Origin of the sequence: Granulicella aggregans, from assembly GCF_025685565.1 — a bacterium.
Taxonomy (GTDB): domain Bacteria; phylum Acidobacteriota; class Terriglobia; order Terriglobales; family Acidobacteriaceae; genus Edaphobacter; species Edaphobacter aggregans_B.
Map to the genome: position 1 here is coordinate 760,123 of NZ_JAGSYE010000001.1, position 12,140 is coordinate 772,262.

A 12,140-nucleotide genomic window follows, 5' to 3' on the forward strand; every position below is an offset into this window, starting at 1 on the left:
TCAAACGCCGTTTCGGGAAGAATCGACGGGCGCAATCGAACTGCCTGGCCGAGCACTTCCTCCGCTGGATAGACTGAATTGAGAGGGAGAATCATGGCGGTCGTTGTGAAAGTTCAGCAGATTGGCGAAGATCTAGCCATCATTTTGCCGGAGGAAGTCCTCGCCCATCTGAAAGCAAGCGCAGGCAATACCCTGGGATTCGTCATGACGCCGAACGGTCTACTTCTAACGGCCTATGACGCTCATTTTGCCGAGCAGATGGCAGCGATGAATCACGTCATGGATGAAAATCGAGAGGTTCTTCGTAAGCTGGCTGAGTAGTTCATGAAGCGGGCTTCACCCCTGGCACTATTTGACTCTTGCCGATAACACGACTTCGCGGCAATGAGAAGGTGTCGAACATCTGAATTGGCAACTACGATGGAGCGTGCAAACTTTCAGCTCAGGCAGAGAAGCAAAGGAGTATCTTGTCGCTCAAATTGTCACTGAGGCCGCTCGCGCAGGTACTCCTCTATCGGACACAGAACGGAAGATGATGTACTTCACCGAGACAGCGTGGACGCTCCCGGATATCTGGGAGGTCAATGAGGTCTTTGAGCGGGATTACGATCAGCCGACTTATGAGGCGAAGATCGTGAGACTTGCACGTGAGGCTAAGAGACGAGCGAACAAGACGGGCGAAACGGAAACCTGGAAACAAGCCGTCCGAATCCTGAATCAGGAAGACCATTACTTGCTGGTACTTCTACCAGAGCCCACAGGTACAGCTGGCTCGTGGGTGGCTGATCGGCTGAAGCTCGTCGGCACCGCAATTCTGGTCTGTCTCTTACTCATTGCAGCAATCTTTCTCTTCTCCTCAAAGAAGTAAATCAATCGAACATGCCGATAACGTCGACTTCCAAGGAGCTTGGAGGAAGTAGGATCGTCGGAGGTATCCTCTCCAAAGACTTCTATGGATGGTATAGACCGCAAATCTCTCGTTACGACCGGAATGCTCCTTGCGGGACTTCTATCACTTGGCTTGTCCCTCTACGGATGCATCATGATCTTGGGTCTGCCCGTTCCTCCTGAGACTTGGAAAGATGGCTTGTTGGAGCTTTCTTTACTCAGCGGCTTTCCGCTTTTCTTACTCTCGCTTAGGTCAGTTCGCCTTTGCACATTCGCTTTGTGGCTTTATTTCATAGCGAATTGGATCTCGTGGTGCCTCGAGAGCGTGCCTCCCAAATTCTTCTGGCCGACTGACGTATACGCGATCATGGTCCTAGCACCGGCACTTCTTGTCCAACTGTGCTTCCTTGTCTGGCCACGCAACCGCGAACGAAGCCCTGGTATTCGCGACATCCTTTCCTAAATGGGGTGCTTTATGACACAGGACATCCTTGCGCAATAGTGTGTGATCAATCGCAGCCTAGCGACAGGGCTATGCCCAGGGAACGCGACGCCCGCGAAGTCCAATAAAAATTACGAAAAGGGCGATCAGCGCAGCGATAAATGCCATATTGCTGTGGTGCATGTCCCATTATTTATGCGCCTGACGCAGCACAAATGCTTGTCTCGCAAAGGGTTAGTTTACGACCGTTGGCAAAAAACGGCATTTATCGGAAATCGGACTATCTCGAGCTAGCCTGACCCGAGCTACCCTCATGCGCAATTTCCCTCAGAACCTGAAATAGGCCCCGATCATCGGCTCAGCCGTATGGACGAACTGCCCCGACGACGAAAACGCCGTCGTCAACTGGGCAGCCTTATAAACGTTCCCGCGATACTGGAATCTCAAGCCAAGGTGCGGGAGTACCCCATAATCCACGCCGCCTCCGTATACCAAGACGCCTTTGGTCTGCGTTTGCGTGGGAACCGTTGTATTCCCACCCGTGGATGCCGAGGTACTCGGCACGTTCAGCAGCAACCCTCCCCCGGCCAACACAAACGGTCGCAAATTCAGCAACTTGAACGATGCCACCCAGTCCGCCGTGATCTCGTGCGCGTCCGCGGGTATGTGGGTGGAGAGCTTGGACCCAGCGTTTCCACACGGCAATCCGCACGATATAACGTTGTCGGTGGTGTAGCTCTGATTTGCGCGGTTGTAGGCATATGTTGCCTCAAACCCCACAAGCGGGTTCTTGATATGCCGCACCTCAAACAGCACACCGGCCGCGTTTGACGGGCTCTGCGTGACTCCATTGCCGTCGGTCGTCCCCGTGAACGCCCCATAGACGCTGGCGGACACGTCAGTCTGGGCCCTCGCGAAACCAGCCAAAGATAAAACGCTGCAAAGCACGAACGTCCCCAGCCACCTGCTCATGTCGTTGCTCCAGAAGATTTCAGTTGAAATAGATCGCAAGCTTTCAACCTTTCAGACGATCAGGATCCCACTTCGTGATGCGGCTTGAACCCTTTCGGACAACAGGTGGACCCGCGAATCCTTTTCCACCCCACCCACGTCTAACAGTTGTGGTATTCTGTGATTCGCTGGGGACGTGCGCCTTTGAATGCCCTGACCTTCCTAAAGGTCCTCGGGTTTGCCACCGCGGTCTACACCGCAATAAAAATCCCCGCCCATTACGAAACAAACGAGATCTTCGTTCGTCCAGGTGCGCCTATTTGCCTGCGAACGAGCCTCTAATCTGAAATTATTTTCGCAGGAGTGCGTGTGCCCGTGGCCGAAGACATTGATAAGTACGAAGACGATATAGACAAGCTGATCGATACAGGTAAAGAAAAGGGATATCTCACCTACGGCGAGGTCAACGACCTTCTGCCCGGAGACATCACCTCCCCCGACGAGCTCGACGACCTGATGACCACCATCAACACGCAGGGCATCGACGTGTTGTCGGGCGAAGGCCGTGGCGATCGCGACAAGTACGAGCCCGAGGCGGGCGAAGAGTCCGACGACGTCGAACTCGACCTCTCCCCCGGCATGCTCGAGAAGACCAACGACCCCGTCCGCATGTACCTCCGCGAGATGGGCACCGTCCCGCTGCTCACCCGCGAAGGCGAAGTCGAGATCGCAAAGCGCATCGAGCGTGGACAGATCCGCGTTATGAAGGCGATCTCGCGTTCGCCCATCGTGATCCGCGAGATCGTTGGCCTGGGCGAAGACCTGCGCCGCGGCGTCCGCAACATCAAGGAAGTCGTCACCTTCGACGAAGAAGAGCTCACCGAAGAGATCCTCCAAGCGCGCGTCCGTGCCACCGTCGGCCGCATCGACGTCATCGTCAAGCACCAGAAGAAGATCGTCGTTCTTGAAGAGAAGCTCGCCGCACCCGTCGGCAAAGACGCGAAGGCGAAGGCGAAAGACACGCGCAAGACCCAGTGGCTCATCGGCCGCGAGCACGTCTACATCAATCGCGTCGTCCGCGAGCTGAAGTACACCAACGGCGAGAAGAAGCGCCTGCTCGACAAGGTGAACAAGACCGTCGACGCCATGCGCACCCTCGAGCGCCAGATCAAGTCGCTCGACGCCAAGTACGAGGCCTCGCGCTCGGAAGAGCTCAAGAAGGAGTACAAGCGCCAGCAGAAGAACTGCCGGACGGACCTCGAAAGGGTAGAAGCCGACGCCGGCATCTCGCTCGCCGACCTCAAGCGCACCCAGCGCGAGATGGTCCAGGGCGACATGGACGCCGAGCGCGCCAAGCGCGAGCTCATCGAGGCCAACCTTCGCCTCGTCGTCTCCATCGCGAAGAAGTACACCAACCGCGGCCTGCAGTTCCTCGACCTCATCCAAGAAGGCAACATCGGCCTGATGAAGGCCGTCGACAAGTTCGAGTACCGCCGCGGCTACAAGTTCTCGACCTACGCGACGTGGTGGATTCGTCAGGCCATCACCCGCGCCATCGCGGACCAAGCCCGGACGATTCGTATTCCGGTCCACATGATCGAGACCATCAACAAGCTCATCCGCACCAGCCGTCAGCTTGTGCAGGAGCTTGGTCGCGAAGCCTCATCCGAAGAGATCGCCCGCCGCATGGACATCCCTGTCGCGAAGGTCCGCAAGGTCCTCAAGATCGCGCAGGAGCCCATCTCGCTCGAGACCCCCATCGGAGAAGAAGAAGACTCGCACCTTGGCGACTTCATCGAAGACCGCATGGCCGTCAGCCCGTCCGACGCCGTGATTTCGGTCAACCTGAAGGAGTACACGTCGCAGGTTCTGCGTACTCTGACACCGCGCGAAGAGCGCGTCATCAAGATGCGCTTCGGCCTCGAAGACGGCTCCGAGCACACCTTGGAAGAGGTCGGCCAGAGCTTCCAGGTCACCCGCGAGCGCATCCGCCAGATAGAGGCCAAGGCGCTCCGCAAGCTCCGTCACCCCAGCCGCAGCCGCAAGCTGAAGGCCTTCGTCGACGGCGTCAAGGACATGTAATCCAGACCGTGCAAAGACTCTGTGCCCCATTCATCGCAGAACCATCGCGATGAGTGGGGTTTCTCTCTTAAGCCGACCACAAAAGCGCCCTACGCGGGCGGCGGTCACTTCGGCACTTCGTGCGGTATTGGGCTTGGCTGGGTGCTCCCGCTGGTCGCAAGATAGTGTTCGTGCCGACCAACGGGAGGACAACGCAACGCGGTTTACAAGTCACCAAGTGACCGCCCCGCGCGCAGCGGGCCCGTCCGGCAGGACAGCATCTAAGTCGCAACCTGATCTTTCTAGGAACGAATCGCATCGTTCTGCCGTATTCTTCTTGGAAAACTTACAGAGATTTCCGGAGAACGTCATGATCGTCAACCCCATGTACACCGCCAGCCTGACCGAACAGCAACGCACCTGGTTCTTCGCCGAATATGAAGCCGCGAAGAAGGACGAAGTCGTCGGCGTCCTCCTGGCGCTCTTCCTCGGCAGCTTTGGCATCCACAAGTTCTATATGGGCGAGACCGGCTGGGGCGTCCTCTACATCCTTCTCTCCTGGACCGGCATTCCCGCCTTCCTCGGCTTCATCGAGTGCTTCCTCATGCCCGGCCGCGTCCGCGCCTACAACGCCGTCCAGGCCCAGATCATCACCAACGGCATCCTGGCCACGAATATCCCCGTCTACGCGGCCAGCACCCCGCCACCCCCGGCGAACCTCACGCCTGCCATGTGCCCATCCTGCGGCGGAGCCGTGCAGTCAGGCGCAGCCTTCTGCGCCAAGTGCGGATCAGGCATGGCCGCCACCGCCTAAGCCACTCGCCTCCCGAGAAACACGTCATCTCGACCGGAGCGAAGCGCAGTGGAGAGACCCCCGCATTTCGCCTTCCGCTCTGCCGCGCCGCAAAATCGGGTACCCCACCCATGGCAATCTCTTGGCCATGGGTGGGTTGAAGCGCCGAACCCCTCCACAAAACAAAAAGGCCCATGCCGAAGACTACCGGCACAGGCCTCTTTAATTCGTAACCAACCCAATTACATATTCGTATGTCCGCCGCGCATCTCTTCATTGAAGCTCGGCTTGATGAACGTAAGCGCCGCCTGCACCTCAGCATCGTACTGCGCCTTGTGGCCCATCAGCGCATCCGTCGGAGTGCCAAACTCAACGTCGGTGCAAAGCCGGATCACACCATCGGCAGCCAGGTCTTCCGCGGTCCTCTTCAACTCTTCAACCGTGGTGTTCAAATACTGCGCATCGCGCGGATCGGCCAGCCAGATCGGCTTCCGCTCGCCCAGTACGCCCGAAAGCCAGTAAGCTTTCGCCGCAAGATAGTTATGCCTCTGCTCCGCGGTCGTGTCGTTGAAGGTGAACTTCTTCTGCCACCGGCTGTAGTAGCGCGTCGTTACCGGAACCGGCTGACGGTTGCCGCTCTTCACCAGCTCCAGTTGTCCCTGGTCCATCGTCTTGCGCACGGCGTTGTAGATAAACGCCTCGGCAAACGGCTGTTCCGGCGCGGGAACGATCTCCGCAAAAGTAACCGTCATGGAAGCAGAGATCTTCGCATGCAGCGGGCTGTCGGTGCCGTCTTCAAGCTTGATCTCGCCATGCACCAGCAAGGTATCGGCACCCGAAGTCGACGAGTGGAAGGGCCAGCTGAACTTGCCGAACGTAAGCGGCAGTCCATGGAGCGTCACGTAGCAATCGGGGCGCGGATTGCGCAGCCGCTTCGCCGTCTCGGCAAGATAGACCTGCAGGTCGCTGATCAGATCAGCGCGGCTCAGGTCGAGGTTCTCCGTCAGCTCCAGAAGCTCGGTCTTGGCCGGATCGGAGGCCAGCGCCAGAATGAACTTCGTGGTGACCGCGCCGGAAGAATCAAGCGCGGATTCGGAGGAGGCGATGGTAAGGGCCGCCACTGCGGCGGCGTCGGCAATCTGGCCGGAAAGTGCTGTCTGAAGCGTTGTGCTCATGCGGAGATCAATTCCCTTCGATGTCCCTCTATTCTACCGGGACGAGAAAGAAAAATGTGTGATTTGGCCGAGATTCTGGAGTAGCAGCGGGCTTTAGTCCCTGGCCGCGTTCACCCTTCCCCCAACGGCCCATCAAAGTGAAACATCTCCTCCATCGGCATCCACCACTCACCCTCCGGCGTCCCTGGAATCTGCCGCTGAAACGGCTCCATGATCGCCCACCACCGCTGCGTCGCCGGGTCAGCCGCCATCAGTTCCATATCGGCCTTGAAATCAACACCGTGGTACTCAAAGCTGGCGAACAAGATCCCGTCGTGGTGGAAGATGGTGTAGTTGCGTATGTTGCAGCGCTCAATCGTGGCCAGCACCTCAGGCCATACCGCGGCGTGATACCGCTTGTACTCGTCATAGGCTTCGGGCCGAAGGCCAATCTGCATGCCGTATCGTTTCAAAATGGGCCTCCTGATCTTTGCGACCGTGACCATGCTAACCCGTGCGTGCTAGGTTTGCGCTCAGAATGGCTTGTGGTGCCGATGTACCGAGGTAGCAGCGATTGAGCAGGAGTCAGAACGTAGGAGTTGGAAGACGTAGGAGTTGGAAGATGATCGACGGAATCATGAAAGCTGAAGACAAGGAAGTTCTCGCCGCCGCCCCCACAGAGGCCCGCAACCCGCACTCATCGCAAATCGACAAGGTCTCCACCCTCGAGATGCTCAGCATCATCAACCGCGAGGACCAGACCGTCGCCGCAGCCGTTGAGCGCGTTATCCCGCAGATCGCCTTGGCTGTCGACGCCATCGCCGAACGCCTCAACCAGGGCGGACGCCTCTTCTACGTCGGCGCAGGCACCAGCGGTCGCCTCGGCGTCCTCGATGCCTCCGAGTGCCCGCCAACCTTCTCCGTCGACCCCGAACTCGTCCAGGGCCTCATCGCCGGTGGCGACGGAGCTCTCCGCCGCTCCAGCGAGGTCTCCGAAGACTCCCCCGAGCTCGGCGCCGCCGACCTCCGCGCCCGCAGCTTCGCCTCTGGCCACCCTGACGTCCTCGTCGGCATCGCCGCCAGCGGCCGCACGCCCTACGTCCTCGGCGCAATGGCCTACGCCAAGCAGCTAGGTGCCCTCACCATCGCCCTCACCTGCGTCCCCGTCTCCGCCATGACCCGCTTCGCCGAGATCGCCATCGCCGTCCAGACCGGCGCGGAGGTCATCACCGGCTCCACCCGCATGAAGGCCGGCACCGCCACCAAGCTCGTCCTCAACATGCTCAGCACCGGCGTCATGGTCCGCACCGGAGCCGTCTACGGCAACCTGATGGTGAACCTCAAACCCACCAACTCCAAGCTCGTCGACCGCGCCCAGCGCATCATCATGACCGCCACCGGCTGCACCCACGACCGCGCCGTAGAACTCCTGCTCGAAGGCGGCACGGTAAAGACCGCCATCGTCATCGAAAAGCTAGGCATCGACCGCGCCTCCGCCGAAGCCAAGCTAACAGCCGCCAAAGGCCGCCTCGCGGCCGCCCTCGGCGAATAACTCCGTGTCGCGTGCCCCATTCATCGCAGTCTTATCGCGATGAGTGGGATGGCCGCACACCCCCTCCAAGATCCCACCCCAAACAACTTCTTGCTCCATTCTCGAAGCAATCGGCTATCCTCTCTTCAGAACCGTGCCCCACCTTCCCCCAGCGTTGCATCTTCGTCCCGATCAGATTGGCGCAGTCGCCTTTGGCCTGGTGGCCTCCATCAGCGTCGCCGCGTACATCTTCTACAACCGCCGCCCCAGCGCCGAAGAGGTCGAGCGTCAGCGCCGCGAATTCCTCGCCACCCAGGGCCGCATCACCGACGCCACCTTGATCGACACCGGTCTCGATCGTCCCGACCGCCGCCCCGACACCGAGGCCAACGCCCTCAACGTCGAAGACACCCCACCCGATGTCCTGCGTTATCAATACAAAGTCGCCGGCGTAGGCTATGAAAGCCTCCAGGACGTAGCTCGCCTCCCCGAGCACGTCCGCCACCTCCGCGTCGACCTCCCCATCCAGGTCCGCTACGACCCAAAGAACCCCGGTAACAGCATCGTCGTCGCCGAATCCTGGAGTGGCCTCCGCGTCGGCCTCGGCACCGGCGTCAGCGCCGCCAAGGGCAAAGGCCTACAGGAACGACTCCATCCCCGCGACTAATTTCGGGAATTATCCCTCTTTGGTCGCATGAACAGACTCGGTTGCTATACGTTCAGATACCCCCCAGAGGTATAGAATCTCCCTATGCACATGGTCGCAAAGCCGTCGGGCAAGATGCAGCAGGTCCTCAAGCTCTCACTCGCCGCGACCTTCTGCTACGTCGTCGCGACCTTCTACTTCGGCGTCCGCGCGCACTCGCTCGCGCTCATCTCGGAGGCCGGCCACAACGTCTCCGACATGCTTGCCATCGTGCTCTCCTACGTGGCCGTCTACTTCCAGACCCGCCCCGCAACCGACGAGAAGACCTTCGGCTACCAGCGCGCCGGCGTCCTCGCTGCCTTCGTCAACGCCCTCACCCTGATCGTCCTCGCCGGATGGATCGCCTTCGCCGCGCTGCACCGCCTCGCGACACCCGAACCCGTTCAGCCCCGCCTGATGATGTATGTCGCAGCCGCCGGCGTCCTCATGAACGGCGTCATCGCCGGTCTGCTCTGGCGCTTCTCCGGCGACGTTAACATCCGTAGCGTCTTCCTGCACATGCTCGGCGACACCCTCTCGACCGCGGCCGTCATCGCCGGCGGCCTCGCCATCCTCTTCACCGGCATGACCTGGATCGACCCCGTCCTCTCGATGATCATCGCCGGCATGATCCTCTACAGCTCCTACGGCATCGTCCGCGAGACCCTCCACATCCTGCTCGAAGGCACACCAAAGAACCTCCAACTCCACGAGATCCGCGACTCCATGCAGTCGGTCGAGGGCGTTTTGAACGTCCACGACCTCCACGTCTGGAGTCTGGGCTCAAGCAGCCACGCGCTCGCCAGCCACGTCACCATCGCCGAGATGCCCATGTCGGACTGCGGCCTCATCCTCGAAGGCATCAACTGCGCCCTCCGCGACCGCTTTCACATCCACCACACAACGATCCAATTCGAGACCAAGGGCTGCGAGACCACCCACGGCTGCGCCGCCCCTCCGGAGCTGGAAGTCGTAGGCGGCCACGCCCATCATCACCACGGCCACTCCCACAGCCACTAAGCTTTCTTCGCGAGCAAAGCGAGCGCCACGCGAAGCCCGATACGCGTCACGAAGTGACCGCCGCCCGCGCAGGGCGCTCTTACTCTCAGACCAACTGCGCATCGAGCGTAATCTCCGCCGCCTTCAGCAGCCGCGAGATCGGGCACCCTTCCTTCGCCTTCTTCGCCAACTCGCAAAACTTCTCCTTCTCGATCCCCGGAACCCGCGCCCGCGTCACTAGGTGAATCTTCGTCACCGTCGGCCCGTCGTCGGTCTTCTCCATCGTCACCGTAGCGGTCGTCTCAAGCGACTCCGGCGGCAGTTCCACCGACGTCAACTGCCCGCTCAGCGCCATCGTGAAGCACCCCGCATGGGCCGCCGCGATCAACTCCTCCGGGTTCGTCCCCACGCCATTCTCAAACCGCGTGCCAAAGCTGTACTGCGCCTCGTGCAGCGTTCCGCTCTGCGTGGAGAGAGTGCCCTTACCCTCTTTCAAATTGCCGTGCCAGACTGCCGATGCGGTGCGATCCATGTTTTTCTCCTGCTGCGTTCAGATGCCGATTTCTCTACCCGTGCGCGGGAGTAGACTGTGCGTGAGTCTACGCGCCCATTGTTACGACCTGTAGACGTTACCGCCGTGGGATTGGCTGCCGCCCATAGCCGGAATCTCCCGCCGTTTGCCCCACCGCTGTCGCAATATGCAACTTTCCGGCAAGTGTGTTGTCAAGGAGGGTACGCCACGATGGACAGGAAATCATTAGGCGGGCGCATGAGATTCTGGTTCGTGCATTCGGGAGACGTCTCCCTTCATAACCAAATCGTCACCCAGGTCTCGCTCGGCATCCTCTCCGGCGATCTGGCGGCCGGCGAGCGCCTGCCCAGCATCCGCTCCCTCGCGCAAAGATTCAAGATCCACCCCAACACCGTCAGCGCAGGCTACCGCCAGCTCGAACGCGAAAGCTGGGTCGAGTTCCGCCGTGGCAGCGGCGTCTTCGTCCGCGACACCGCGCCTAAGACCATCGCCGGCATCCGTCCCACCCTCCACCTCGACAAGCTCATCGCCAACCTCATCCAGGCCGCCAGCGCCGCCGACATGACCCGCGACGAGCTCCGCGCCCGCATCCTCGGCCACCTCGACGCCGCTCCACCCGCCCGCCTTCTCCTCATCGAGTCCGACGTGGAACTCCGCCGTATCGTCCTGCAGGAGCTCCACGAGTCCATCAAGCTCCCCTCCGGCTTCACCATCGGCTTCACCGATCTTCCCCGCCCCGGCGACACCAAGGCCATCGCCGCCATGACCGCCCAGCTCCCCGGCTCGCTCGTCCTTGTCCTCCCCAGCAAAGCCGAAGCCCTGCGCTCCGTCCTCCCGCCCGAAGTAGCAATGCTCATCCTGCAGGTCCGTTCGATCCCGCAGCTCCTGGCACCCTGGCTCCCCGCCCCCAACAACACCCTCGTAGGAGTAGCCTCCCGCTGGCCGCCCTTCCTCGCCTTCGCCAAGATCATGCTGGTCGCCGCCGGCTTCGAAGCCGACGCGCTGCTTCTCCGTGACGCCTCGCTCTACGGCTGGACCTCCGGCCTCAATCAAGCCCGCACCGTCATCTGCGACTCCCACACCGCCACGGTCCTCCCCGCATCCATCCCCCGCATCCGCTTCAACCTCCTCGCCGAGAACTCCATAGCCGAGCTCCAGCAGATGGTGCGCGCCAGCCTCCACGCTGATCCAGACGGCAAGCTCGACTGTGACACTCCAGAAACCGTCACAGTGAAGGACTCAGGCCAGCGCGCCGCCGTGCAGACTCAGCAGCATGAGACGAACTCACGCCACCAAAATTCATGGCTCCGCCCTTCTGCTTCTAGCTCTGGCCTGGCTTACCGCAACTAGCCTCGCTTGTATCTCCTGTTCCGCGCAGTTCTACCCGATCTATCCGCCCTTCGGCTATCCCAGGCCCTATCCCAGGCCACACGACCCTCCGCCCGAGCCGAGAGACGCGCCAGTAGAGATCGGAGGCTACGGTATGCTCGGCGGGGCCATCGAAGACGCACCGCCCCCGCACACCGGATATCCCGTCGGAGCCATCGGCCTCTACGCCCAATGGAACCGCTACGGTCTCTGCCCCGGCCTCGACCTCCGCATCCAGGGCAACGGAAGCCACCTCCACGGCTACCTGGTCGGCCCCCGCGTAGCCTATCAACCCAGAAGTGAAAAACTACGCCCCTTCCGCCTCTACGCCGAAGGCCTCTTCGGCAAAAACGAAATCAGCTACTCCCCCGACAACGGCGGCCTCTACACCCTCCCCGCAAAGGAACACGTCGGCGTAACTCGCTCCATCGTCTTCGGCCTCGACCTCCACGTCACCGCACCCTTCGACTGGCGCGTCCTCGAGTTCTCCAAAGGAGATTTCACCGGCCTCCCCGGCTCCTACCCACAGACACTTCAAACAGGCATCCTCTTCCACTTCCCCTAGGCTCTGCCTATCTCCCTTAGAGAAAGTTGAAGAAAGAGAAAGTTGAAGAACTTCGATGCCGCCTGTCCAGGAGTAGCGTGGGCTTTAGGCAGTGTCTGACGAATCGCGGTAATCCAACCGATGGCTTATGGGAGTAGCGTGGGGCTTTAGCCCCACGAACAACGTGAAATG

At 60.5% G+C, this 12,140-nt stretch carries 13 protein-coding genes; 9 read left to right on the plus strand and 4 right to left on the minus strand.

The window, feature by feature from the left end; genetic code table 11:
- Nucleotides 1–93: 93 nt before the first annotated feature.
- Both OHL18_RS03215 and OHL18_RS03220 read left to right on the plus strand, forming a co-directional pair.
- Nucleotides 94–321 (plus strand): AbrB/MazE/SpoVT family DNA-binding domain-containing protein, encoded by a 228-nt coding sequence (locus OHL18_RS03215; protein WP_263373386.1) that lies wholly within the window; start codon nt 94–96, stop codon nt 319–321.
- A 214-nt stretch (nt 322–535) separates the two neighbouring features.
- The gene (locus OHL18_RS03220; protein WP_263373387.1) at nt 536–868 is read left to right on the plus strand and encodes a hypothetical protein; all 333 of its coding nucleotides are present in this window, start codon (nt 536–538) and stop codon (nt 866–868) included.
- 789 nt (nt 869–1,657) lie between these two features.
- Here the strand turns inward: OHL18_RS03220 and OHL18_RS03225 are convergent.
- On the minus strand, nt 1,658–2,302 hold the full coding sequence (locus OHL18_RS03225) for an outer membrane beta-barrel protein (RefSeq protein WP_263373388.1): 645 nt from the start codon (nt 2,300–2,302) through the stop codon (nt 1,658–1,660).
- Between the two features lie 354 nt (nt 2,303–2,656).
- Between OHL18_RS03225 and rpoD the strand changes: the two genes are divergently transcribed.
- Together rpoD and OHL18_RS03235 are read left to right on the plus strand one after the other, a co-directional pair.
- Nucleotides 2,657–4,363: an RNA polymerase sigma factor RpoD gene (gene rpoD / locus OHL18_RS03230; protein WP_263373389.1), complete on the plus strand. Its 1,707-nt coding sequence runs from the start codon at nt 2,657–2,659 to the stop codon at nt 4,361–4,363.
- Nucleotides 4,364–4,712: 349 nt separating this feature from the next.
- On the plus strand, nt 4,713–5,156 hold the full coding sequence (locus OHL18_RS03235) for an NINE protein (RefSeq protein ID WP_263373390.1): 444 nt from the start codon (nt 4,713–4,715) through the stop codon (nt 5,154–5,156).
- Between the two features lie 221 nt (nt 5,157–5,377).
- Here OHL18_RS03235 and OHL18_RS03240 read toward each other — a convergent pair whose 3' ends face one another.
- Nucleotides 5,378–6,310, minus strand: a complete 933-nt coding sequence (locus tag OHL18_RS03240) for a hypothetical protein (RefSeq protein ID WP_263373391.1) — start codon at nt 6,308–6,310, stop codon at nt 5,378–5,380.
- A gap of 110 nt (nt 6,311–6,420) precedes the next feature.
- On the minus strand, nt 6,421–6,762 hold the full coding sequence (locus OHL18_RS03245) for an L-rhamnose mutarotase (RefSeq protein WP_263373392.1): 342 nt from the start codon (nt 6,760–6,762) through the stop codon (nt 6,421–6,423).
- A 149-nt stretch (nt 6,763–6,911) separates the two neighbouring features.
- On the opposite strand from OHL18_RS03245, the gene murQ reads away from it, so the two are divergent.
- The 3 genes from murQ (at nt 6,912) to OHL18_RS03260 (ending at nt 9,525) form a co-directional block, all read left to right on the plus strand.
- Entirely contained in the window at nt 6,912–7,841 is a 930-nt protein-coding gene (gene murQ, locus OHL18_RS03250) for an N-acetylmuramic acid 6-phosphate etherase (protein WP_263373393.1), read from the plus strand.
- Between the two features lie 133 nt (nt 7,842–7,974).
- A complete protein-coding gene (locus OHL18_RS03255; RefSeq protein ID WP_263373394.1) occupies nt 7,975–8,487 on the plus strand; it encodes a DUF3592 domain-containing protein in 513 nt (170 codons plus the stop codon).
- Between the two features lie 84 nt (nt 8,488–8,571).
- Nucleotides 8,572–9,525: a cation diffusion facilitator family transporter gene (locus tag OHL18_RS03260; protein WP_263373395.1), complete on the plus strand. Its 954-nt coding sequence runs from the start codon at nt 8,572–8,574 to the stop codon at nt 9,523–9,525.
- Between the two features lie 85 nt (nt 9,526–9,610).
- On the opposite strand, the gene OHL18_RS03265 is transcribed toward OHL18_RS03260, so the two are convergent.
- A complete protein-coding gene (locus OHL18_RS03265) occupies nt 9,611–10,036 on the minus strand; it encodes an OsmC family protein (protein ID WP_263373396.1) in 426 nt (141 codons plus the stop codon).
- Nucleotides 10,037–10,273: 237 nt separating this feature from the next.
- Between OHL18_RS03265 and OHL18_RS03270 the strand changes: the two genes are divergently transcribed.
- Together OHL18_RS03270 and OHL18_RS03275 are read left to right on the plus strand one after the other, a co-directional pair.
- Entirely contained in the window at nt 10,274–11,386 is a 1,113-nt protein-coding gene (locus OHL18_RS03270) for a GntR family transcriptional regulator (protein WP_263373397.1), read from the plus strand.
- Nucleotides 11,387–11,519: 133 nt separating this feature from the next.
- The gene (locus OHL18_RS03275) at nt 11,520–11,969 is read left to right on the plus strand and encodes a hypothetical protein (protein WP_263373398.1); all 450 of its coding nucleotides are present in this window, start codon (nt 11,520–11,522) and stop codon (nt 11,967–11,969) included.
- Nucleotides 11,970–12,140: the final 171 nt, after the last annotated feature.

Bases quoted from the DNA above. Each gene is read 5' to 3' on its own strand.
- OHL18_RS03220 (WP_263373387.1), top strand. From the start codon at position 536: ATGTACTTCACCGAGACAGCGTGGACGCTCCCGGATATCTGGGAGGTC.
- murQ (WP_263373393.1), top strand. From the start codon at position 6,912: ATGATCGACGGAATCATGAAAGCTGAAGACAAGGAAGTTCTCGCCGCC.
- OHL18_RS03275 (WP_263373398.1), top strand. From the start codon at position 11,520: ATGCTCGGCGGGGCCATCGAAGACGCACCGCCCCCGCACACCGGATAT.
- OHL18_RS03270 (WP_263373397.1), top strand. From the start codon at position 10,274: ATGAGATTCTGGTTCGTGCATTCGGGAGACGTCTCCCTTCATAACCAA.
- OHL18_RS03215 (WP_263373386.1), top strand. From the start codon at position 94: ATGGCGGTCGTTGTGAAAGTTCAGCAGATTGGCGAAGATCTAGCCATC.
- OHL18_RS03240 (WP_263373391.1), bottom strand. From the start codon at position 6,310: ATGAGCACAACGCTTCAGACAGCACTTTCCGGCCAGATTGCCGACGCC.
- OHL18_RS03225 (WP_263373388.1), bottom strand. From the start codon at position 2,302: ATGAGCAGGTGGCTGGGGACGTTCGTGCTTTGCAGCGTTTTATCTTTG.
- OHL18_RS03265 (WP_263373396.1), bottom strand. From the start codon at position 10,036: ATGGATCGCACCGCATCGGCAGTCTGGCACGGCAATTTGAAAGAGGGT.
- OHL18_RS03260 (WP_263373395.1), top strand. From the start codon at position 8,572: ATGCACATGGTCGCAAAGCCGTCGGGCAAGATGCAGCAGGTCCTCAAG.
- OHL18_RS03235 (WP_263373390.1), top strand. From the start codon at position 4,713: ATGATCGTCAACCCCATGTACACCGCCAGCCTGACCGAACAGCAACGC.